Annotated in this window: 26 protein-coding genes; 13 read left to right on the forward strand and 13 right to left on the reverse strand. The window is 43.9% G+C overall.

Translation table 11 applies throughout. The features are described 5' to 3' along the window. Positions 1-173 precede the first annotated feature (173 nt). Genes V1L52_RS05590 through V1L52_RS05605 form a run of 4 tightly spaced genes read right to left on the reverse strand, consistent with a single transcriptional unit; the run spans position 174 to position 4296 of the window. The gene (locus tag V1L52_RS05590) at positions 174-563 is read right to left on the reverse strand and encodes a DUF3276 family protein (RefSeq protein WP_428771451.1); all 390 of its coding nucleotides are present in this window, start codon (positions 561-563) and stop codon (positions 174-176) included. A 41-nt stretch (positions 564-604) separates the two neighbouring features. Continuing rightward, positions 605-2401 (reverse strand): phosphoglucomutase, encoded by a 1797-nt coding sequence (locus tag V1L52_RS05595; RefSeq protein ID WP_428771453.1) that lies wholly within the window; start codon positions 2399-2401, stop codon positions 605-607. A gap of 18 nt (positions 2402-2419) precedes the next feature. Beyond that, positions 2420-3292: a pyridoxamine kinase gene (locus V1L52_RS05600; protein ID WP_428771455.1), complete on the reverse strand. Its 873-nt coding sequence runs from the start codon at positions 3290-3292 to the stop codon at positions 2420-2422. Positions 3293-3342: 50 nt separating this feature from the next. Continuing rightward, entirely contained in the window at positions 3343-4296 is a 954-nt protein-coding gene (locus V1L52_RS05605; protein WP_428771457.1) for a radical SAM protein, read from the reverse strand. 140 nt (positions 4297-4436) lie between these two features. Here V1L52_RS05605 and V1L52_RS05610 point away from each other — a divergent pair, with 140 nt between their 5' ends. The 9 genes from V1L52_RS05610 to V1L52_RS05650 all read left to right on the forward strand — a co-directional run bounded on the left by V1L52_RS05610 (position 4437) and on the right by V1L52_RS05650 (position 11956). Then, a complete protein-coding gene (locus tag V1L52_RS05610; protein WP_428771459.1) occupies positions 4437-5699 on the forward strand; it encodes an ABC transporter substrate-binding protein in 1263 nt (420 codons plus the stop codon). A gap of 145 nt (positions 5700-5844) precedes the next feature. Next, positions 5845-6732 (forward strand): carbohydrate ABC transporter permease, encoded by an 888-nt coding sequence (locus V1L52_RS05615; RefSeq protein ID WP_428771461.1) that lies wholly within the window; start codon positions 5845-5847, stop codon positions 6730-6732. Continuing rightward, positions 6732-7598 carry a carbohydrate ABC transporter permease gene (locus tag V1L52_RS05620; RefSeq protein ID WP_428771463.1) on the forward strand — a complete coding sequence of 289 codons (867 nt, stop codon included), beginning with the start codon at positions 6732-6734 and terminating at the stop codon, positions 7596-7598. Before V1L52_RS05615 ends, V1L52_RS05620 begins: the two co-directional genes overlap by 1 nt. 27 nt (positions 7599-7625) lie before the next feature. Then, positions 7626-8978: an alpha-glucosidase gene (locus V1L52_RS05625; RefSeq protein WP_428771465.1), complete on the forward strand. Its 1353-nt coding sequence runs from the start codon at positions 7626-7628 to the stop codon at positions 8976-8978. 6 nt (positions 8979-8984) lie between these two features. Beyond that, positions 8985-10013: a LacI family DNA-binding transcriptional regulator gene (locus V1L52_RS05630; protein ID WP_428771467.1), complete on the forward strand. Its 1029-nt coding sequence runs from the start codon at positions 8985-8987 to the stop codon at positions 10011-10013. 31 nt (positions 10014-10044) lie between these two features. After that, positions 10045-10608, forward strand: coding sequence for a (d)CMP kinase (cmk, locus tag V1L52_RS05635; protein WP_428771469.1), 564 nt, complete (start codon positions 10045-10047; stop codon positions 10606-10608). Next, positions 10598-11431 (forward strand): A/G-specific adenine glycosylase, encoded by an 834-nt coding sequence (locus V1L52_RS05640; RefSeq protein ID WP_428771471.1) that lies wholly within the window; start codon positions 10598-10600, stop codon positions 11429-11431. Before cmk ends, V1L52_RS05640 begins: the two co-directional genes overlap by 11 nt. Positions 11432-11499: 68 nt before the next feature. Continuing rightward, on the forward strand, positions 11500-11784 hold the full coding sequence (locus V1L52_RS05645; protein WP_428771473.1) for a BrnT family toxin: 285 nt from the start codon (positions 11500-11502) through the stop codon (positions 11782-11784). After that, complete coding sequence (locus tag V1L52_RS05650; RefSeq protein ID WP_428771475.1) at positions 11753-11956, forward strand: hypothetical protein; 204 nt, start codon at positions 11753-11755, stop codon at positions 11954-11956. Before V1L52_RS05645 ends, V1L52_RS05650 begins: the two co-directional genes overlap by 32 nt. Positions 11957-11967: 11 nt before the next feature. Here the strand turns inward: V1L52_RS05650 and V1L52_RS05655 are convergent, their stop codons facing one another. From V1L52_RS05655 to V1L52_RS05675, 5 genes are all read right to left on the reverse strand, one after another. Next, on the reverse strand, positions 11968-12552 hold the full coding sequence (locus V1L52_RS05655; protein WP_428771477.1) for a class I SAM-dependent DNA methyltransferase: 585 nt from the start codon (positions 12550-12552) through the stop codon (positions 11968-11970). A gap of 41 nt (positions 12553-12593) precedes the next feature. After that, the gene (locus V1L52_RS05660) at positions 12594-13121 is read right to left on the reverse strand and encodes an ECF transporter S component (RefSeq protein WP_428771479.1); all 528 of its coding nucleotides are present in this window, start codon (positions 13119-13121) and stop codon (positions 12594-12596) included. A gap of 144 nt (positions 13122-13265) precedes the next feature. Beyond that, complete coding sequence (locus V1L52_RS05665) at positions 13266-14099, reverse strand: energy-coupling factor transporter transmembrane component T family protein (RefSeq protein ID WP_428771481.1); 834 nt, start codon at positions 14097-14099, stop codon at positions 13266-13268. After that, on the reverse strand, positions 14087-14920 hold the full coding sequence (locus tag V1L52_RS05670; RefSeq protein WP_428771483.1) for an ATP-binding cassette domain-containing protein: 834 nt from the start codon (positions 14918-14920) through the stop codon (positions 14087-14089). The genes V1L52_RS05665 and V1L52_RS05670 overlap by 13 nt, the downstream gene beginning before the upstream one ends. Further along, positions 14905-15741: an energy-coupling factor transporter ATPase gene (locus tag V1L52_RS05675; RefSeq protein WP_428771485.1), complete on the reverse strand. Its 837-nt coding sequence runs from the start codon at positions 15739-15741 to the stop codon at positions 14905-14907. The genes V1L52_RS05670 and V1L52_RS05675 overlap by 16 nt, the downstream gene beginning before the upstream one ends. A gap of 304 nt (positions 15742-16045) precedes the next feature. Here V1L52_RS05675 and V1L52_RS05680 point away from each other — a divergent pair, with 304 nt between their 5' ends. Both V1L52_RS05680 and V1L52_RS05685 read left to right on the forward strand, forming a co-directional pair. Beyond that, positions 16046-16954, forward strand: a complete 909-nt coding sequence (locus V1L52_RS05680; RefSeq protein ID WP_428771487.1) for a tetratricopeptide repeat protein — start codon at positions 16046-16048, stop codon at positions 16952-16954. Between the two features lie 24 nt (positions 16955-16978). After that, entirely contained in the window at positions 16979-17410 is a 432-nt protein-coding gene (locus V1L52_RS05685) for a DUF2141 domain-containing protein (RefSeq protein ID WP_428771489.1), read from the forward strand. Positions 17411-17436: 26 nt separating this feature from the next. Here V1L52_RS05685 and V1L52_RS05690 read toward each other — a convergent pair whose 3' ends face one another. The 4 genes from V1L52_RS05690 to V1L52_RS05705 all read right to left on the reverse strand — a co-directional run bounded on the left by V1L52_RS05690 (position 17437) and on the right by V1L52_RS05705 (position 19436). Further along, positions 17437-17871, reverse strand: coding sequence for a hypothetical protein (locus V1L52_RS05690; protein WP_428771491.1), 435 nt, complete (start codon positions 17869-17871; stop codon positions 17437-17439). A 164-nt stretch (positions 17872-18035) separates the two neighbouring features. After that, positions 18036-18488 carry a hypothetical protein gene (locus V1L52_RS05695; RefSeq protein ID WP_428771493.1) on the reverse strand — a complete coding sequence of 151 codons (453 nt, stop codon included), beginning with the start codon at positions 18486-18488 and terminating at the stop codon, positions 18036-18038. A 69-nt stretch (positions 18489-18557) separates the two neighbouring features. Further along, the gene (locus tag V1L52_RS05700) at positions 18558-19187 is read right to left on the reverse strand and encodes a hypothetical protein (RefSeq protein ID WP_428771495.1); all 630 of its coding nucleotides are present in this window, start codon (positions 19185-19187) and stop codon (positions 18558-18560) included. Between the two features lie 30 nt (positions 19188-19217). Continuing rightward, entirely contained in the window at positions 19218-19436 is a 219-nt protein-coding gene (locus V1L52_RS05705) for a hypothetical protein (protein ID WP_428771497.1), read from the reverse strand. A 193-nt stretch (positions 19437-19629) separates the two neighbouring features. Here V1L52_RS05705 and V1L52_RS05710 point away from each other — a divergent pair, with 193 nt between their 5' ends. Continuing rightward, positions 19630-20307: an ABC transporter ATP-binding protein gene (locus V1L52_RS05710; protein WP_428771499.1), complete on the forward strand. Its 678-nt coding sequence runs from the start codon at positions 19630-19632 to the stop codon at positions 20305-20307. After that, positions 20304-22925 (forward strand): FtsX-like permease family protein, encoded by a 2622-nt coding sequence (locus V1L52_RS05715; RefSeq protein ID WP_428771501.1) that lies wholly within the window; start codon positions 20304-20306, stop codon positions 22923-22925. Before V1L52_RS05710 ends, V1L52_RS05715 begins: the two co-directional genes overlap by 4 nt. The last annotated feature ends 36 nt before the right edge of the window (positions 22926-22961 follow it).

Below are 22961 nucleotides of genomic sequence, written 5' to 3' on the forward strand. Positions count from 1 at the left end.
TTATCCGGCTGTTTTTTATTGTTTTTGCGGTTATTTTGAGCATAAAATCTATAAAAATACCCGAACCGTTTTTTTCCGTGCCGTTTCCGCCTTCAAAAGGAATGAATAAACTCAAACTCGTAATGAAAAACGCAGCTTTTAATAAGAGGTAATGGTAAAAGGAGGTTTCCGGCTCATTTTCGTTTGGAAACGATGTGAATCCTGCCGGTGCGTTTTACTTCGGGTGCGCCGCTTTGTGCAGGGGTTTCTTTTAAGCTGTCCGCCTCTTTTGCCTTGCTGCGGTATACGGCTTTTTTAGCCTGCTTTTTTTGGGCGTCGAGCTTTTGTTTTTCTTTTTCGTGTTTTTGAATAAAGGAAAGGGCGCTTTCAAAGCCCTGAAGATATTTTTGCATGTCTTCTGCAAACACCGCTATTTGATGGCGGTCGAACGCTTCACCGTTTTTATTTTTGCTTTCGACAATCTGTAAAAACACATCGCCGGTGCGGTTTTCCTTTACGTTAAAAAAATAAGATCTGTTTTCCAGTACAATTTGCGTGGTAAACAATTCACCCCGTGCGCCCATATAAAACCGCCTTTTTTATTTCAAAATATGTAAAAAGTGTATCATAGAGTGTCGGCTTTTGCAAGCATAGAGCGTTCCCAGTCGATAAGTTCGGCTTCCGCTTTTTTGTTTGTGCCGCGTACATCGCAGAGAATGCGGAATACCGGTTCGGTAGCGCTGCCGCGCATCCACATAAAGGCGGTTTTTTTGTTTTGTCCGTCTTTAAAGATGATTTTTAAACCGCCCGTACCGGATACGCCGAAATCTTCGGGATTCACTATTTCTTTTGTGCCGACCGTTGCCGCAGCTTCCCACGATTCTATACCGTATGCGCGCAAGCTTTCTTTTTTTTGCGGCCATTCTTCGGTAAATATACGCTGAAATCGCCGTTTTAATTCGGCATGGTTTTTGTCCCGTATCTTCATAAGCGCCCGCTGGTCGGACACGCCCGTTGTCGTATAGGCGGGAAGACTTGCAATAATGTCGGCAAAGCTGAAGTTTTCTTTGTATAAGTGTTCCCGGCCCGAAAGCGAACACCACAGATGAAACAAGCCCTTGTGCCCTTCGCTGTCTTTAATCGTAAGCAGTTTTATAAGGGCAAAGAGGGTGTTCATGGGGTCGCGCACTGCGGCAGGGTGGGTGATGTTGCCGCCGTTTGAACCTTCGCCTAAAATGGGAACGGCGTATCCGCTTTTGCGAAGCGAGCGGGCAAGGTTTACGATATTGGCTTCGCCGACTTCCGCGCGGTGTACTTCGGCCCCGAAAGCGCGCGCAATTTCGTCTATGCGCATTGAGGTTGCGCCGTTTACCGATACGGCCGTTTTTTCCGCCCCGTTTTGGCGGCAGCGGAATGCCAATTCGGAAAGCACCGAAAGGGCAAAAACTTCCTGAGCGGCAAGAACTTCGCAGCTTTGTGTTTTTTCATTCCAATACACTATATTGCCGCGGTCGCCGTCGCAGTCGGGCATATAGCCCAAAAGAGCGCTTGACGTTCCCGCCCGCTGTAAGCGCTCCATTTCGCGCGCACAATGCACAAGGTTTTCCGGTTCGGGAATGATTGCGTGCGCTATGCTGCCGGCCGTATCGTTGATTGCATAAAAACCGACTCCGTTTTCGCTTAAAAAATCCTTATCGATGGAAAGACAGCGTGCGCTTCCGTTCATATCGCAGACGGCCGAAAGGGGGGATTTTTGCAGGGCGGTTTTTATTTCGGTAAAAAAAGCGTCCTGTTGTGTTTTTTCGCTTTGAGCGCTTACGACAAGGCGCGTAAAATTACGGTAATAGCCGAGCGCCTCTTTTTTGTATGCGGGGCTTTCGGCGTATATTTTATCGGCCGCTTCGGCGGGGCAGAGGGCAAAAATCCGTTCGGCTTCCGCTTCGGGATTGTCCGATTCGCAGAGGGTTCTAAAAAATTGAATTACTTGCGAGGCTTCTTCGGCGGGAATAACACCGCCGTCGGCAAGGCCGAATTTTATACCGTTGTGGCCGATCGGGTTATGGCTTGCCGAAATGTATGCAAAGCCGTCGGCCGTTTTTGCATAACTCATAATTTCCGGAGCCGCACTCACGCCGATAAAACGCACTTGTACGCCCGAGGCTGCAAGGCCCCGTATCATGCGGTCGGCTATAGCTTTGCCCGTGGGTCTGGTGTCGGTACCGACGACAACGGTACGGTTTTTTCCTTTTTTATCGGTTATATATTTTGCAAAGGCGTGCGCTGCCAAAACGGCGATTGCCCCCTTTTCTTCGGTTAATTCGGGACTTGCGTCTTCTTCATTTCCCGAAGAAGCGAATACCATACGCCAGCCTGATGCCGACAAAATCATCGATTTATAAGCTGTATCAAAGGCGCTTTTCATTATGTTCTCCGTATTTATTTATAAATCTTCAAAGCCGGCGATAAGCCAGGGCTCCAAAAGTAGGTGCAGTTTTTGCTCCAACAGTGTACCGTATTTTCGCGGGTAGGTATAGCCTCGGCTTGTTTGTATGCATTGGGATATAAACTGTACCGCTTTGTCGATTGAAACGGGAAGGCTTTCTCCGTGAAGGAGGCTTCCTATCATAACCGAGGCGAAGGTGTCTCCCGTTCCCGGATACATTCCCGGAAGCCGCTGCGCCGACACCTTCCAAAACGAGCCGCTTTTTTTTTCGTATGCGACCGTGTTAATCTGTCCTGCATTTTTTCCGTCGGGAACGCTTGTAATAACGACGGTTTCCGGCCCCATATCCGACAGTTCCTGAAGCCACTGTTTTATTTCGGCTTTGTCCAAAAAATCGGCTTGTTCTTTACCCAAAAGCAGGGCGGCTTCGGTACAGTTCGGTACGATTATGTCGGCCTTTGCGATAAGTTTTCGCATTTCGGGTATCATATCTTTCGACACGGAATTATACAGACTGCCGTTATCGCCCATAACGGGGTCTACGACGGTGAGGCTGTCTTTTGTTTTAAAGTCGTCGATGATGTCGGATACGATGGCGGCTTGGCGCGGAGAACCGAGAAAACCCGAATAAATGCAGTCAAAGCTTAAACCCGTTTTTTTCCAATGGGCGGTGTAATCGCGCATAATGTCGGTTAAATCGTGAAAAAGATAATCGGTAAAGCCTCCCGAATGGGTGGACAGTACTGCGGTGGGAACGGGACATACTTGAATGCCCATAACCGAAAGGGTGGGAATGATAACCGTAAGCGATGAGCGGCCGAATCCCGATAAATCGTGAATAGCCGCCGTTCTTTTTACCGTAGGCTGCATGTTTTATACTCCTTATTACAGGCTCTTTAGTACGACGCCGCTCTTTTGCCTTACTGTAAGCGGTAGGTTACAATGCCCTTGTATACCGAAGTGACAACCCGCTTATCCGTATCGAGGCGCAAAAAAATGCCGTCGATACCTCTTTGGGGGATATCGGAGGCCGCATCCGATTTGTGCCGCGATTCGTAAAAGCTTTGTATTTCAAAGCGGTTCATCGGGTGCCGCCGTATAATGCTGATGACGGCTTCGTAGATATCTTCAATATTGCTGTAAAAGCCGCCGTCCGAAAGCCTGTCTATCGAAATGCCGTTTAATAAGGCCGCTGCCCTTTGTACCGTTTCGGCTGAAGCCGGTTTTGCCCAGTTTTCCGCAGGAGGGCGCACCGCCGTATTTATGTAGAGCCTGTCATGCCGTATCGAACCGCAGAGCTTTTTTAAGGCGGCAAGGGCGGCATCCGATGTGTTTATGCCTTCTACAAGCATTATTTCAAGCCAGATTTCTCCGGCATATTCGCTGCCGAATTGTATAAGCCCTTCGAGCGCCGCTTTAAAATCGAGGCGGGGATAGGGGCGGTTGATTTTTTTCCACGATTCTTCGTCGAAGGCGTCGAGGGAGGGAAGCACTATATCGGCGCGGGAAAGGTCTTCGCGCACCGCCTTATCGCCCATTAGTGCCCCGTTTGTAATGACGGCGACCGGTGCCTGCGATAAAAGCTTGATGTGCCCGATAAGTTCTCCGAGTGCGCTGTACAGGGTGGGTTCTCCTTCGCCGACAACGGTTATAACATCAAAGGGAATACCCGATTGCAAAAAGGTTTTGAGTTCATTGATAATCGCATCGACCGGATAAAAAAGGCGGCGCTCGTTTATCATGTGAGCGGTGCGCCCGAGCTGGCAGTACACGCAGGTATAATTGCAGGTTTTTTCGGGAACGGGGCTTACACCCAGCGAGCGGCCGAGCCTTCTGGAAGGAATGGGGCCGAATATGTATTGTGCATCCGTCATCTATGCCGTTGTACCACAAAAAGCGTGAAAAGTCAAAGGGAGTATATTTTTCCTTGACAAATCCGTAATCTGTGTTATACTTGGATAGGTGTTACGAAACACCTATAGTTTTTTAAACCGATTTTATCAGGAGGCGTAAAATGAAAAAAGTATGTATGATACTTTTAGTTGCGGTATTGGCCGCATCGCTTGTTTTTGCAGGCGGTAAACAGGACGCTCAAAAAAATGCGGGCGTTAAAGTATTTCAACTGAAAGTTGAAATTAAGGATGCCGTTGATGCTTATGCGGCCGCTTATTCGGCTGCAAGCGGAGTTCCCGTAACCGTTGAAACCCTCGGAGGCGGCGGCGATTACGGCGGAGCTTTAAAGGCAAAGGCTCAGGCAGGACAAATGCCCGATATTTTTCAAATTGAAGGTCCGGGAAGCTATCAGCTGTGGAAAGATTATATTGCCGATTTAAGCGACCAGAGCTGGGTAAAAGATACCGATCTTGCTTTTAAACAAAACGGCAAGGTATACGGTTTCCCTATTGCCATTGAAGGTTACGGTTTTGCTTACAATGCCGACATTTTGAAAAAAGCCGGAGTTGATCCTGCAAAACTTACTACCCGCAAAGCTTATGAAGATGCATTTAAACTGATTGATTCCAAAAAAGCCGAATTGGGATTGGATTCGGTTGTTTCGATGGCAGCTTCTGTTGCAGGCGGTATGTGGTGGGTTGCCGCTCAGCATAACCTCGCCTGCTATTGGGGCGGCGGTCTTGCCTTTGACGATACATCGGTTATCAAGATGGCTTTACAGGGTAAATTGGATGAAAAGCGTTTTGCCCAGTATGCAAAATACTTACAGCTTTTGTTCAAATATGCGGATAAAAATATTTTGCAAAACGGAAGCTATGACGATCAGGTATCGGCTTTTGCACGCGGTAAAGCCGCCTTTTTGCATCAGGGCAACTGGGTTGATCCGAACTTAAAACAGCTCGGCGTTACGTTTAAAATCGGTTATGCCCCTCACGCCTTCCTCGATACCGAACAAAAAGGCTTGTATCTTTTCGCTCCGAGCTGGTGGTGTGTCAATGCAAAAAGCCCGAATGCCGAAGCGGCAAAAGCCTTTTTGGCATCCATTGCCGGTACCCCCGAAGGACATGACTATATGGTCAATAAAGCCGGTATGATTCCCGCCTTTAAGTCGGTTAAATTGCAGCCCGCAGGTCCGTTGAGCCGCGCACTTATGGAAGCAAATGCCCGCGGAGGCAACTACGGCGTATTTTTCGGTATGCTGCCCGACGGCGCCGGACAAAACGTTTTCGGACCCATCTTTGACTTGTTTGCTCAAAACCCGGATGCCATCGATCAGTTTACGGCCGATATGAAAAAGGCTGTTGCCGGTCTTCCGAATATGTAGGACGGGTTTTCGAAATTCATAAATGAAAAAACGGGAAGGGGACTGTCTTAAAAGCCGTTTTCGGCAGCCCCTTCTTTTTTTAATCAAAAAGTGTCGGCTTGAAAAGTTTTAGACGTCCGGCAAAAAGGTATAGAAGGAGTAGGCTATGAAACAAAGCCGTACCGTAAATATTTTATTTGTTGCTCCCTGTCTGTTTTCTTTTACAATGGTAATTGTTATTCCGTTTTTTTTCGGACTCTATTATGCAATGACCGATTGGAACGGGGTAAGCAATACCGTCCGTTTTGTCGGCTTTGCAAATTTTAAAAATCTGTTTACCGCTCCGGACTTTTTATATTCGTTTTTAATTACAATCGCGTATACGGCTATAAATGTGGTGCTTGTCAATGCGGTCGGATTTATTTTATCGCTCTTGGTAACTTCAAAGGTTAAATTCCGCAACTTTTACCGTGCGGGATTTTTTGTGCCCTATCTTATCGGCGGAATCGTTCTCGGTTATATTTGGCAATTTATATTGAACAATGCCGTTGTTATGCTGGCAAATAAACTCGGAATTGAATTTTTTCAGTCATCGCTTTTAAGCCGTCCGAATACGGTTATTTGGGTGATGTCTTTTGTAAACACATGGCAGTATGCCGGTTATATTATGCTCATTTTCGTTGCGGCCATTCAAGGTATTCCGGCTTCTCTTTTGGAAGCGGCAAATGTTGACGGGGCAAATTATGTTACCCGCATTTTCCGCATATTAATTCCCATGATGGCGAATGCCTTTACGATTTCGCTTTTTTTAACTCTTACCTCATCTTTTAAACAATTCGATATGAACTTAACTTTGACGAACGGCGGTCCCGCAACCCGCTTTTTGGATGCCCCCGTTAAAGCAAGTCAGCTTTTGGCGATGAATATCTTTAATACGGCAACCGCCAACCGTATGGCCGAAGCACAGGCAAAGGCGGTTGTGTTGTTTATCGCCCTGGTTATTGTGTCGGTTATACAGGTTTCCGTAAATAAGCGTAAAGAGGTGGAAATGTAATGAAAACGATACAAACAAAACATACGGGGCGTATTATCGCCGAAGCTCTTTCGGTCATTCTTTTTGTGCTTTTTATGATTCCCTTTGCAATGGTTGTGCTTAATTCGGCGAAAACCTCAAAAGAAATTATCAACAATGCCCTTGCCCGTCCGGAGCACTGGGGACAATTATTTACGAATATTCATCTTATTTTCAGTAACCCGACGGTTGACTATGTGGGTGCATTTTGGGACAGCCTTGTTATAACGGTTGTATCCCTTGCGGTTATCGTTTTATTTTCCTCGATGTGCGCATGGGTTTTGGTACGAAATCGCACCAAATGGTCTCACATACTGTTTATGCTCTTTGTTATGGCAATGGTTATTCCTTTTCAAGTGCTTATGTATCCGTTGGTGCGCTGGCTGCGTGTTATGGGGGATTTTTTATCTTTTCCGCTTTTGGGAAGCGTCCACGGTATTGTCTTTGCCTATTTAGGCTTCGGCTGTCCCTTGTCGATTTTTATTTTTCACGGGTTTATAAAGAATATTCCCTATGAACTTGAAGAATCGGCCACGATAGACGGATGTTCCCGCGCTGCAACTTTTTTTAAAATCGTGTTTCCTCTATTACAGCCGATTATCGTTACGGTATTGATTCTAAACGGCATTTGGATATGGAACGATTATCTTTTGCCTCTTTTAATTTTAGGTTCAAACGGAACCGTACAAACGATTCCGATTGCGGTTACGGCCTTTGCCGGAGCTTATTTAAAACAATGGGATTTAATTTTAACCTCAACCTTTCTTGCGATGATTCCGGTGATTGTGCTTTATTTATTTGCACAGCGCTATATAATCCGCGGTATGGTCGAAGGTTCTATAAAATAATATACTGAAATTATTTACGGAGGTTTTATGAAAATTGTATTGGTCGGGGCGGGGAGCGCCCAATTCGGCTACGGTACCTTAGGCGATATTTTTTGCAGTAAGGTTTTAAAGGGTGCACAGATTGTCCTGCATGATATAAATCCCGATACCCTTAAAACGGTAACGGACACGGCAAAAGGTTTTATAGAAAAAAACAAGCTCGATTTTACGGTTTCGGCAGAATTAAACAGAAAAGAAGCTTTTAAAAATGCGGACTTTATTATTTCTTCGATAGAAGTGGGAAACCGTTTTAAGCTGTGGGATCAGGATTGGAAAATTCCTTTGCAGTACGGTATCAATCAGGTATACGGAGAAAACGGCGGCCCCGGCGGCATATTCCATTCTTTGCGCATCATTCCGCCCATTTTGGAGATTGTAAAAGATGCACTTGAAATCTGCCCCGATGCATGGATTTTTAACTATTCCAATCCGATGACCGCTATTTGTACAGCCGTAAAACGCGCTTATCCTGAAGCAAAGTTTATCGGCATGTGCCATGAAATAGGCTGGTTAAACCGCTGGCTTCCGCCCATGCTTAAAATGCAGCTTGATGATATTTATTTTAAAGCCGCAGGTTTAAACCATTTCAGCTGTATGCTGGAAATAAAAGATAAAAAAACGGGCAATGATTTATATCCTGAAGTGCTTAAAAAAGCGGACGATTTTTTTCATCACGAGGCGGGATACAGCGATGTGTGGGATATGTACCGCAAAACGGGGAAATTTGAAGAATCCGAACGCTATTATAAAGAACACAGCGGCGTAAAAAGCGCTTACGAATGGGCCGACCGCCGCCTGCATAAATTCATCCTCGATACGTATAAACTGCTTCCGATTACGGTAGACAGTCACTTCGGAGAATACATAGGCTGGGCATGGGATGTCGCCGACCACCGCGGTATAGCGGATTTTTATGATTTATACAGAACGGAGCTGGGCGAAAAAACACCCTTTATCGAAATGCAAACCCATGAGCGTGTTATTCCGATAATAGACGGTATGCTCACAAACGAAGGGTATGAAGAAGCGGCCGTAAATATTCTGAATAACGGGCTGTTGGAAGATCTTCCTTCGTGGATTGCGGTTGAAGTTCCGGCTATTATCGACAAGAACGGAATTACCGGTATTAAAATCGGTACTCTGCCTAAGGGCTATGCGGCCTTGCTGCGCAATTACTGCGGCGTATACGATTTAACGGCCGAAGCGATTTTACATAAGGACAAAAATCTGGTTGTTCAAGCTTTGCTTGCGAATCCGGTAGTACATAAAGCTTCCGTTGTTGAAAAACTTGTCGATCACATGATAAGTGCTCAACAAAAGTGGCTCGGTTATTTGGAATAACAAACGATGGCGACTATAAAGGAAATCGCGGCAAAAACGGGCGTAAGCCCGACCACGGTTTCCAATGTTTTACACGGCAGAACCGCAAAGGTTTCGGCAAAAACACTTAAAACGGTTCAAGCTGCGATTGAAAATGAAAAATACACCCCGAATATGGGAGCGGCTCTTTTAGCTCACAGCGTGTCGCGCATAATCGGGGTAATCGTTTTTATGGATCCGCGAAGCGGCGAAACCGTTTTTCAGGATCCCTTTACCGGAACGATGATAGGCGCATTGGAAAAAGAGATTCAAAAAAACGGTTATTTTATGATGCTCTACGCTACAAATGAGCCTGAAGCCGTTTTAAAGCTCATTCATAACTGGAAGCTCGACGGTATGATTTTGTTTTGGATCGGTTCCGATATGTGTTCCGTTATCCGTAAAAATACGGATATTCCCCTTGTGTTTATTGATTGCTATTTTAACGATGACGGCCTTACCTATCACAATGTCGGTCTTAACGATTATCAGGGAAGCTATGAAATGACCTGGTATTTAATAAAGTCGGGACACCGCTCAATCGCTTTTTTAGCCGACAGAAAAATCCTTGTCGGCGGCGATAAGGAGCGTTTTAAGGGATTTAAGCAAGCCGTTTCGGATGCGGGATTGGGAGGCGGAGAAAATTTTTTTGTAGCACTGTCGAAGGACGGCGAAAAACGGAAAGAAGTATATGAATCCCTGTGCAAAAAAGATGTTTCTTTTACGGCTTTGTTTTTTTCGGCCGATTATTATGCCGCCGAAGCCCTCAGTTTTTTTCAAAAAAAGGGTATAGAAGTTCCCGGACGTTTTTCGATAGCGGGCTTTGACAACAATATGTATGCACAGGTTGTAAATCCGCCGCTTACAACCGTTCATCAGGATACGGTGCACCGCGGAAAAGAAGCGGTTAAAATGCTTTTGCAGTTGATACGAAAAGAATCCCTGTGTGTACCGAATATCCGTCTTCCCGTGCGGTTGATTGTGCGCGATTCCGTGTCTACAATCCCGCCTTATTGAATAAAAGCCCTTTTTTTGGTAGCCTTAGCGCATGATACACAAAATCCCCGCAGGAAAAGAACTGCGTATTGCCGTTTCGGGAAAAAGCGGCTGCGGAAATACAACTGTAAGCAAACTGCTTGCCGACGCCTTGGGTATTACGATGATTAATTTTACCTTCCGCAGCCTTTCCGAAGAAACGGGTTTAAGCCTTGCCGAAATTATAGAGCGCGCGAAAACCGATGACGGTTTCGATATTGCGGTGGATACAAGGCAGGTAGAGCTTGCCCGAAAACAATCCTGCGTACTCGGTTCGCGCCTTGCCATATGGATGCTTAAAGAAGCGGACTTTAAAGTGTATTTACGTGCGGGCGAGGATGTGCGTGCGAGGCGTATTTGTAAGCGCGAATGCGGCGATATTGAAAAAGTAAAGGCATTTACGCGCATGCGCGATGCCGAAGATTCCGGCCGCTATAAAAAACTCTACAATATAGATAACGATGATTTTTCCTTTGCCGATTTGATTATAGATACCGAACAATATAATCCCGAACAAATTGTCGATATGATTTTGGAAGCTTTGGAAAAAAAAGGATTGATTGTCCGTGACTCTTGATACGGAAAAAACAGCCGAGTTTTGCCGAAGCATTTTGGACTTTTATGAGCGCGAAGGGCGGGATTTTCCGTGGCGGCACACGGTTAATCCCTATGAGATTCTTGTTTCCGAAATTATGCTTCAGCAAACGCAAACCGAGCGCGTGCTTCCCAAATACCTTGCATGGCTTGAGCGTTTTCCCGATGTTGAAAGTCTTGCCGCCGCTCCTCTTGCCGATGTTTTAGCCCTGTGGAGCGGTTTGGGCTATAACCGCCGCGCGCGTTTTTTACACGAGGCGGCCAAACGGCTCAACCTTATTTTAAAAGAAACCGGCCGCTTTCCGGACACTCCCGAAGCATTGGACGCCCTTCCGGGTATCGGGCCTTATACCGCCCGTGCGGTATGTACCTTTGCCTTTAACAAACCCGAAGTGTTTATAGAAACGAACATACGTTCGGTATATATCTTTTTCTTTTTTCCCGATGCCGCAGGTCGTGAGGTAAAGGATACCGATTTGCTTTATCTTATCGAACAAACCTTATACCGCGAAAATCCCCGCTTGTGGTATTACGCGCTTATGGATTACGGGGCTGCCCTGAAAAAAAAGGTTGAAAATCCGTCGCGCAAAAGCCGCCACTATACAAAACAGTCGCGCTTTGAAGGTTCTTTACGCCAAGCGCGCGGCGCGATTATCCGCTGTCTTGTAAACTCGGCTTCGGGCTGTGCCTTGTACGACATTGCGCAAAAAGAAAATATCAACCCCGAACTTTTGGAAAAAGCCGCCTGTGCCCTTGCAGCAGAAAAAATCATAAGCGCGGACGGGCAACTGTACCGGATTTCTTAAAAATTGTTTTTTTGTAAATTTTTATAGACAAATCGTGAAAATCGGTGTACATTTAATACGGGAAGCCTATGACATTTGAATGGGATGAGGATAAAAACCGTATAAACAAAAAAAAGCACGACGGTATTTCCTTTGAACTTGCGGTGCGGGTTTTTCTCGATGAAAAACGTCTTGATAAATATGATACGGAACATTCGACCATATATGAGGAGCGTTGGAATGTGATAGGCAAGGTTGAGAATATACTTTTTGTTGTATATGTGGAGGTCAACAGCCGGATACGAATTATATCCGCAAGAAAAGCGGATAAGGAGGAAACCGATGAGTACTATCGTAACTATGACCTTAGATGAACTCAAAGAACTCCCGCCTTTGACGGTTGCCGAAAAAGAAATTATATGGAATGCAAAACCTATACATGATGAAGATTGTCCGAAACAAACAAAAGAACAATTAGCTCAGTTTAAGCCGTATTACGAAGTACACGGTATCCGTCAGCTGCAAAACTCAAAACGGGATAGATAACATTTCGGTTTTTATCTGCGGCCACAGACGATGTACATGGATTCGTCTTCAAAGGCGTGCAGGATTTCCATGTGCTGCGAAAAAATATCGGCTAAATCGGCGGCGGCCGGAAGCGGCTCGGAAACGGAAAGCGCTCTTTCTTTGTGGCGTTTGTTGATTGACTCGCGGCTTTCCGAATGTGCAACTGTTAAAATGCCACCGGGTACAAGACGGCGGCACAGAGCTTGAACTGCATTTTTTGCATTTCCCAAATGCGGAAAAGCGTTAAATACCAGACAGCGTTCGGCTTTATCCACAGCGGTTTTTGTGTCGAGAATGTCGGCACAGATAATGTGTATGCGTTTATCGGTACATTTTTTTTCCGCGGCGGCACACATTTTTTCCGACAAATCGACGGCAGTAACCGAGCGCGGATTTCGTTTAAGGTAATACGGAAATAAAATGCCGGTTCCGCAGGCAACATCCAAAACGGAACAGCCGCTTCGGATATCGGCATAATCGAGAATCTTTTCGATAACGGCGGAATCGGGTTTTACAAAAGTATCCCAATCTTTTGCAAGATTGTCAAAAAAGTCTTTAACCGTTTTTTTATTCATACAGTATCTCCTCCGCCGTTACCGTTTTAACAGAGTGTTTTTTAATAGCGCTTCGGAATCAATTTCGATTTTTCCAATGCAAAAACGATGAACGGAATTAAAACAATTTGAATGATAATTCCGGGGAACGATTTTACAAAGTATGCGGTTGTCCATGCCGCCATCGAGTATTTACCGGGTGCAAAAATCAGTGCGCTCAATATACCTGCAATAATGCGTCCTAAAAGCATGGAAGCGATAAGGCTTATATACATATCGGCAAAAAAATTTTTTGTATGAATGAGTTTTGCAAATAAACCGCTTGCAAATCCGTATACAGCAAGTTCGCACAGCATTTTAGGCAAAAAAGCTGCCGGCGGCATTCCCGTTAACAAGCTCGACAAAAGCGGGCCTGCCAAACCGCATGCAAGGCCGAACGGCCAGCCGCAAATAAGCCCGCATAAAAGAACGGGGATATGCATGGGCAAAAATACGCTTCCGCCGCCGGGAATTGCGTGAAAGGCCATGGGAAGTACAACGCAGAGCGCTATACATACGGCGCTGAAAACAATTTGTTTTGAAAAAGACATAGTGTCCTCCTTAAAAAAAATTGCGGGAACAAAACCGTCCGGTTTTACAATTTCCCGTATAGTAAGGGGCTGGCCGAAAACGTCGGTTTTGTGCCGGCCCCCTGCTTCCTCATCAAAGACCGGGTATAGGTTTTTCCGCTTTGCTTAAGATGATCTGAAAAAAAGCATCGCAACAAAACAACACAAAACCGAACCGGTCATAACGGCGTAATCGCGTAAACGCTTTTTTTCAGGCGGAATTTTCCGCTTCCGTTCTCCTCTGTAGCCGCGCGCTTCCATTGCGATTGCCAATTCGTCGGCACGCTGAAATGCCGCCAAAAAAACGGGTAAAATAAGGGGTAAGATATTTTTCCCTTGTAAAACATTGTGCAAACGGAGCCTGTGCTTTGCGCCGTACAAAAGTGCCTTTTTGTCCGAAAAAGCGCCGCGCATTTTTTGCGCACTTATAATTTTTTCGGTTTCCGCTAAAATAACGGGAATAAACTGTACGGCGATGTTTATCATCAAAGCAAAGGTTTCTATCGGAATTTTAAAAAAACGCAGCGGATAAAGAAGGCGGCACAAAGCGTCGCTTATCTTTTTAGGAGCGGTGGTCGCATTTATAATCGAAGAAACTATAACGATATGTATAATGCGGCATACTATCCGAAGCCCCTGTACGATACCGTCCTTTGTAATATGTATAATACCGAAGCTCCACAAACTGCCGCTTGTGCCGTAAAAAAGGCTGTTTAAGATAAAAATCACACATAAAAAAATCAGGGTGTTTTTGAGGCCGCAAAATAAAAGACGCAGAGGGGTATTCGACAGTACAATCGAAAAAAATACGGGTACCGATAATATTACAAAACCTGTGAGATTTTGCGTACACACCTCGGCGGCAATAAAAAAAAGGAGCGAAACGATTTTTGTTTGCGCCGCCAAGCCGTGCATAAAAGAGCTGCCGCTGTAAAATGTTCCGATATTTATGCGTTGCATCGGGCACCTCCTTTTTTTTGTATCCGTAAAAGGACTTCATCGAACAGGCTTGTATACCCGATGTGCGGTTTAAGCCGTATGCCTTTTTCGGCACAAGCTTGTACGATTTTTGCCGGCGTCGATGTTTCAATTCCGCTTTTTTGTAATAAGGCCGTATCCGACAGTATGTGTTGCGGGGTATCGCATTTTACTATACGCCCCTCTTTAAATACGGCGATACGGCTGCAATATTCGGCAAGACAGTCCGGATCGTGAGAAATCATTACCACGGTTTTACCCTTTTTGTGTATGTCTTTAATGCAGCCGAATATGCTTTTGCGCGAAGAAGCATCAAGGCCTGAGGCGCTTTCGTCAAGCAGCAAGATATCGGGTTCGGATACGAGAACGCCGGCAATAGCCGCCTTGCGTTTTTCCCCGCCCGACAATGAGTAGGGGAAGCGCTCCGAAAATATTTCAGGCGCCAAATGTACTTGCCGCATTGCCGCATACACTTTTTCCTTCACTTGTTCGGCCGGCAATTTATATTTTTTTAATCCGAATGCAATGTCCGCAAAAACGGTTGAGGCGAAAAGCTGGTGTTCCGGATACTGAAATATAAATCCCGTTTTCGCCTTCGTTTGGGCGTATTCTATCGAGCCGGTTTCGGGAGTGATTAAACCGGCAAGGCAATGTAAAAAGGTTGTTTTACCGCTTCCCGTTGTTCCCATAATCCCCAAAAACTCGCCTCGGTTGATTTTTATGTTTATGTTTTGCAGGGCTTTGTGTTCGAATTCGGTGTTTTTAAGATATGTGTATGAAATATTTTTTACATCAATGCACATAATTGCTCCGCCAATTCGTCCACAGTTAGAGGACAGCTTGTAAGTGCAATGCCGTTTTTTTTCAAATCCAGATAAAACCGCACGCTTAAGGGAGGTTCCAATCCCGCCGACTGCAAAAGCTTTTCATCGGAAAAAATATCGCACGGCTTTCCGTCGGCCACGATTCGCCCTTTGTTAAAAACAAGAATGCGGTCGGCTTGGGCGGCTTCTTCGGCTGAATGCGTTATGATAATCAAGGTTTTATTTTTTTCGGCATGCATTTTGCGGATTTCATTCATAACTTCCGCTTTACCGCAGGGGTCGAGCATAGAGGTCGCTTCATCGAAAATGACGATGTCCGGCTTCATAACCAGTACTCCTGCAAGGGCGAGTTTTTGCTTTTGCCCGCCTGAAAGCATGGACGGAGATTTTTTTTCGTAACCGGCCAAACCGACCTGTTCCAATGCCTTATGTACCAAACCGGGAATCTCGTCGGGCGGCCAATCGTAGTTTTCAAGACCGAAAGCCGTGTCTTCTTCGATAAGCGGCGAAACGAATTGATTATCGGGATTTTGAAATACCATACCGCAGTGTTTTCGCAGTTCCCATAAACAATCGGGATTGCTTACATCGAAACCGGCGGTTTTTAATGTTCCCTTTCGGATTTTAAGCAAGCCGTTAATATGCCGTGCAAAAGTCGTTTTTCCGCTTCCGTTGGCACCGATAAAGGCTATAAACTCGCCTTTTTGTGCACAAAAGTTTATATCCTGCAGGGCGGGAGCCGTGTTTTCTGCGGGATATGAATAATCAATATGTTCGGCTTGTATGACGGTTTTTGTCATTGCTCGTTCCTGATTGCATTTAAAATAAAAAAAGCCGTAAAAACCCGATTTGCGGCATTAATATGCGCGTTTTTACAGCTTCATGCTGATCTTATGCTTTGAGAATCCGAATTAAAATAAAACGTTAATACAATCCGTTCACGGAAAACATATACGCTTCATACGTATAATTGAATAGTAATTGTAAACGGAATGCGTAAAGAGGTCAAGCATAAAACAATGGGCGATGCGTCTAATGGGCGTTATTGTTTAGCCGCTCGGTTTAAACCTTGTATTATCCGGCTCTTTGTGCTACAATTTTTTTATGAAAAAGAAAATTATCCCGTGTTTATTTATTTTCGCTTTATCCTTGCTTCCCCTGTTTGCCGATTTTAAATCGGATTACGAATTGTATATCCGAAGCGAAAACCTCGAAAAGCTTGAGTCTATTCTCCCCCAATGGGAACAAGCGGAACCGAACAATCCGGAAATGTTTATCGCTTATTTTAACTATTATCTTTTAAAAGGACGCAGTTCCGGATTAACGATAGATACGGTCCCTCCGGAGTCGGGAACTTCAATAGCTTTCAGCGATCCCGATACCGGAGAAACGGTCGGCTATATCGGCGGACAAACTTCATACGATAGGGCACATACCGAAACGGCTTTGGAATATTTAAATAAGGGCTTGGCAATCGCGCCTGAACGCTTGGATATGCATTTCGGTCAAATAACGATTTTGGGCGAACTGAAAGAATATAATCGTATGGCCGAAAAAATTATTGAAGTATTCGGCGTTGCACAAAAAATAAATCATAAGTGGCTTTGGTCTAATAATGAGCCGATGGGCAATGACGCCGAAAATATTATGCTTGAAAGCATAAACGATTATCATGCACTTTTATTGACGGCAAAGGATACCAAGGCAAAAGAAGCTGAAGTAAAAATCTGTACGGCTCAGATAAAAGCCTATCCGAAAAATATCTATGCCTACAATTTTTTAGGCGCAGTCTATATGCAAACGGGTGAGGATAAAAAGGCTTTGGAAGCTTTTTTAGCGGCCGAAAAAGTCAATCCTTCCGACGGGATTGTATTGGGAAATATAGGAAAATGGTATGCGGATCACGGCGATACACAAAATGCAAAAAAATACTACAAAAGAATGCTTAAAGATCCGGATACTCGGATACAGGAATTCGCCCGAAAACGGCTTGATGAATTGGATAAAAAATAAGTGAAAAAACGGAGTGTGTTTAAAATGAATGTCAAAAAAGCGCTGATCCTGTGTCTTTGTATGTGTGCCGCCGCTTTTCTTTTCGGCGAGAATTTTAATTTGACGATTACCCTCGAAAACGTTACTCCGAAGGGCGGAACGGTTTTTTTAGGCCTTCACGACAGTGCCGAAGCTTTAAAGCAAAAAAAGTTTTTCAAGCTGTTTGAGCTTTCTCCGGATTCGCAAACCCTTACAATAGCCGAATCCGTTCCCGCAGGCGAATACGTATGCGCCGTATTTCAGGATCAAAACGCTAACGGGCAGCTCGACACAAATTTTATCGGCATTCCCAAAGAACCGGCCGGTTTTTCAAACTATGAAGGCGGAGGACCTCCCGGCGGCTTTAAAAAATTAAAGTTCAGTGTGCAGTCCGATACGGAAATAACCGTAAAGCTTTTGCGGATGAAAGGAAAATAAGTCTTCCCGTACCGGATTTTGTCATATTAACTCAGCACTTCAAACCGGTAGGCTTTTTCTTTGTTGTCAAAAACATAATTATATGTTTTACCCGTATCCGCACTTATTTCCTGCTTTGAAGGCCCTAAAACGGTTGTAACCCGTTTATGCAATATACCGGGACGGGTATTCGAAAAAGAAGACTCGATTATATGGTTTTCCGGCGTAACGTAAAAACCTGAACCGGTCTTTTCATAGAAAAATTGAGGCTCTTCGCCGTCTACACTGTGCACGGTAATCTGTCCCGAAAAAACGGCCGCCGCTATACTTGTTTTATTGACATATACTTTTACGGCGTTCGGGTTTTGTTCCAGCCATTTTTTTACACGGTCTTTTTTCCCCTTCGTCATTACCGTTATTACTATTCCGTACAGGATAAAAAATACGGGAATAGCGATATACAGTATCGGAACATTATTCATATACATTCTCCCATAAAAAGTCAAGAAGAAAGTATCAACTTTCGATTGACTTTTTACGCACGTTCGCAACGAAGTGAGAACGTGCATATGATATACAAGTTTGCCAAGCGCAAACTTGGGTAAATAAAAGCCGTGCTATTTGTACGGCTTTTATTTTACACTCCTTAATTATTTTTTTCGATTGTATCGAGCTTTGTTGCCGGACTTTTATCTCCGGTAACGCCGAGTTTTTCCAGCATATCTTCAAATTGCGCAATGCCGATCAATTCGCAATTTATTTTCGTTTCTTTACCCTCGGAATCGACGGCGTACAGGGTACAGGCATTTTCTCCTCTTGAGCTTACGATTTTTGCCCGAAACGACACCTTGTCCAACGGAAACACATCGGTTTTTTTACCTTTTTTTACCGTAAGCGTTTTTTCGTCAAGGGTAACGGTCATTATATTATCAACTATAATTACCTTAAAATAAACGGCGAGAGCCAGGAAAAAAATCAGCCACCCGACGAATACGGCACTTGAAAACCTGCTTACAATGAAGGCGATAATTGCAGCGGCAAAAAATCCGTATATGCAATTCAAAAGAATTCTGTACACCTTTGTTTTATAGATATTCATTTAAATATACCTCCTATTCTATCTATTATACATGTTTCTATTGAGAATACAAGGGAGTGATTGATAGTATTATATCGGGCTGCAGGATTGCCGCTTTATCAATGTATTCAATCCCGCTGTGCTGCTTTCAAGGAAATCTTTAATTTCCATTATGGAATCTTTTTCAAGTATAAAAAGGAGATTATCGATTCTCCACAGTTTTTCAAAAATATTCTTTCCACAGGTATATATCAATGCTTGATAAAAAATATATAAGAGTGAATCTGTTTTTATTTTGTAATTTTCAAAATCCTCTTTATCAAATGTTACGTATTCTTTCTTAAAATACGTATATAATTTATATTCTTTTTTAAATTTTCTTTTTTTATTAAAACTTACGAAAAAAAGTTGTAGAGATAAAATATTCAGGATTTCTTTTTTATATTTTATATAATCGATTCTTGAAAAAATATCCAAGAGCGTACCCAGTCTGAATATCTTTTTTGAGCGGCCGCACATTTCATCAAGCAGCATAAACGATTCTTTAATGTATATATTCTTTTTAAAATTCTTTATGATTCGTTTTTCGATAATTTTTAAGTGTTTTCCCATAAGAAAACAGGTAATAAATTCAAGATAGTGTTCTTTAAAATCAGCGTATTTTAATATTCGATATGATTTAAATCCGTTATACGGCGGTAAATGTTCAAATTCTTCCATGGTACAGCGTTGCTCTCGGGAATATAGACTTTAAATAACGTTCACACTTTTTCGCCACCACGTGTCATTTTTTAAAATCTCCCATACGGTTTGAACACTCGCTTCGCTCATTTTTTTTAAAGCATCTTCTTCCGATACGGTTTTATGTTTGGCAGCTTTTTCGGTAAGATAATCAAGATAATTTACCAATTCCTGATAGTAATAGTACGGTAAAGCCTTTATGCGTTGCTCCAACAATTCATAGGACATAGCTTCCTCCTATATTAAAGATTATAGCACATAATTAAAAAAAATAATACAAAAATCCCTTCGGTTAAGAGATATGGGGCGGCATTGCGGTTTTATCCGTGAATGCCGCATAAATGTCACATAAATGTAAGGTTTCTATGTTATTGTTTTAACCGAAAAAAGAAATTTTTATTACTTTTAGTGTGAGGTTTTTATGGAAATTATACGGATTGAACATGTGTCCAAGACCTACGGCAAGGGCGATATACCGGTAAAAGCCCTTGATGACGTGAGCCTTTCGGTTGGCAGGGGTGAGTTTGTTGCGATTGTCGGTTCTTCGGGGAGCGGAAAAAGCACCCTCCTTCATATTTTGGGCGGGGTGGATTCACCCGATTCGGGAAAGATTTTTATTCAGGGCGAAGATATTTCGAAGTACACGGAAGATGAACTTGCCCTTTTTAGGCGCAGGAAGGTGGGGCTTGTCTATCAGTTTTATAACCTTATCCCGAACCTTTCTATCGAAAAAAATATCGGCCTGCCGCTTGTGCTTGATAAGCAAAAGGTCGACAAGGATAAACTTATCAATCTTGCCGAAAAGCTCGGCATAAAAAATAAGCTAAGCAATTTTCCGCACGAACTTTCAGGCGGACAACAGCAGAGGGCGGCCATTGCGCGGAGCCTCATTTATTCTCCCGCCCTCCTTTTGGCGGACGAGCCTACGGGAAACCTTGACCGCAAAAACACCGACGAGATTATGAGCCTCCTTCAATATGCAAATAAAACCTATAATCAAACCGTTTTAATGGTAACGCATGACGAGAGGCTCGCCCTTTCCGCTTCGAGGATTGTGGAATTGTCGGACGGTAAAATTGTAAAGGACGAGGCTCTATGAAAAAACTCTGCATAAAAAATTACGATGTGAAAAAAAACGGAGCCGTCCTCCTCGCCGTTACAATGACGGGCATATTTTTTTCGCTCTTTGTGAATATAGCTTATTCTTCATATTCAAGTAAGATTGCTTCTCTTAAAGAACGCTTCCCCTACGATGCCGTTACGCGTAAATCCTATACACAGGAAGTGCGGAGCCTCATCGCCGCTCACAAAAACGTCAAGGAAACCCGCATCATTCGGGACTTGATTTCGATTCGGCATGAGGGTGTTTTATGCACGCTTGAAGAAGCGGAAGGCAGTATGCTCACCCGTGATGCCTTGATTGAAGGGAAGTTCCCGAAAGACAACACGGAGCTTATAATCTCTACGGAATTTAAAGAAAGGTTCGGTCTTGGAATAGGCGATACACTGAGCGTAACCGCGGGGAAGCGCATTGTGCGGTTAAAGGAAGGGGGAAAGGCAGCCGAAAGCGAAACTTCCGCCGAAACCGGCACCGAAGAAGGTAATGAGCGGATTGTGCCTGCGGGAGAATATCCTGCAAAAGGCGAAGCCTTCCGTCCTGAAGGAGAGCGCTCCTTTACCATTACCGGCATTTTTAAAAATAACAGGACTACCGTCGCGGCAAATCCGAATGTGAAGACTTCAGCCTTAGGCGATGCTTTTAAGGACGGAAGACATGCAAAAATAGCCCTTGTTTTTGCAAATAAATGGAAGGGCTATAAAACCGTAAAAGACCTTGCTTCTTTGATAGAGCCTGAAACAGAGGACTTCCGCAATGTCTTTTTTGTAAACGATCTGCTTCTTGCCGTATACGGAGCCTTTGACCGAAAAGAAATTTCTATTGAGCAAATCCTTACGGTAACGCTTTTTCCTCTCTATCTTGCGGTGGGAACGGTTCTCGTCTTTGTGCTGATGCTTAAAAATATTTACGGCATTTGGGCCTTCAATAAGATACGGACGCTTGCAATGTATAAAAGTATCGGCTCCTCACGTAAACAGCTCAAAAAACTCGTGGTAAAAGAAGCCTTAAAGCAAGCCCTGCCTGCGGCCTTCTTCAGCCTTATTCCGGGCAATATCCTTTCGTTTCTTATTATCGAGTTTATAAAGGGGACAGAGAAAAACGCTCAACATCAAATTGTTTCGAGCTATAATTTCAGTATAACGATGAATCTTATTGCAGGAGTCTTTGTCTTTATCTGTGTTGCGCTCTCTGCAAGTATCCCTGCCCGTAAGCTTTCCCGCATGGGTATTATCGAAGCATTAAAAGGAGGCTTTGAGCTTAAAAAAGATAAACGGAAAAGGCAGGCAAAAAGCCTTGAAAAAGAATTGCGCAAAAACAACTTTACTCTTTTTAAGGCGAGTACCGCCCTTGTTACCTTTTCGCTTAGCCTCATCTTTTTTATTTTGCTTATGGAAACGGGACTTCATGTAGAGCGCAATTATTGGAAAACTGAGAGCGTCTATAATTTTTATCTTTTTTTGCGCACCCACAGAAAAGGAATCCCCGAGCCCTTTCAGCGCCTGCAAGACAAGTTCGATAAAAAAGATTATTTAATTTACACGCAAAAATATGCGTTTATGTATCCCGAAACTTTTTTGTCGGACGAGTTTAAAAAAAAGGGATTTTATAAAAAGGCGGAGGGTAAACTTTTTAAAAGAGAAAACGGTAAGGCGGTTATCTCGGTGTTTTTTACCGGCCTTTTGCCTGATGATTTTAAAAAGTTAACGGGGCACAGCGATTACCGCGGAATTGTGGTGCTTAACTCTGTCCGCAAAAATTTTGAAGATGAGGTTTCCAAGGCTCAATACATTCCCTATTTTGACGAAAGCGTAAAAAGTCTTCCCATAACTCTGTACGGAATCGGCAGTACAGGCAGTGATATGGCGGAAAAAGAATTCGTTGTCGAAAAATACATTATGGAGCTTCCCCAAGATTTTTTAGACGATAGAAACGAAATTGCAAGCGGCTATGATGCGGTGGTCTTTATTCCGGCAGAAGAATTGGATCGGCTTTTGCATGAACATTTTACTCCGAAAAACGAATACGATTATACGTTTACTCAATATTTTATGAATATCCGCACCGAAGAGCATAAAAATACGCCTCTTGCCGATGAAAACTATTATAACAATCTTTTAAAAAATTATGTGCAGGAAGAAGAGCGGTTCAGTGTTGAAGGTGAACAATTGCACTCGGCCAATAAGTCCGAATCCGATGTGCTTTCCCTTTTATTGTATTCGGTATGTGCCGTCTGCACTCTGATTACCCTTGCTACCGTGTACGCTGCCGTAAACATGTTTTTTGCCCGCCGAAAGCGCGAAATATTTTTGCTTAAATCATGCGGCATTCGGGAAGCGGAACTAAAAGCCTTACTTATGCGCGACTATTTTTATTTTATGCTGCGCTCGGTGCTGTATGCCGTACCGCTTTGTACAGGCTTAACGCTTTGGTACGGAACATTGAGCATTTCGTTTACGTTTAAACGCTTTTTAATCTATATGAACTATCCTGTGCTCGCAGTTCTTACCGCCCTCATCGCCTCCGCCGTCTACCTCTTTTTCCGCCTTGGCGCAAAGCGTTTTCAAGGCATGAATATAGCGGAGGAAGTAAGGGAGTAACTAAAGCGGATAATTATTGCATTATGAATTGAAAAC

Origin of the sequence: Treponema sp. HNW (genome assembly GCF_050320395.1) — a bacterium.
Lineage (GTDB): Bacteria > Spirochaetota > Spirochaetia > Treponematales > Treponemataceae > Treponema_C.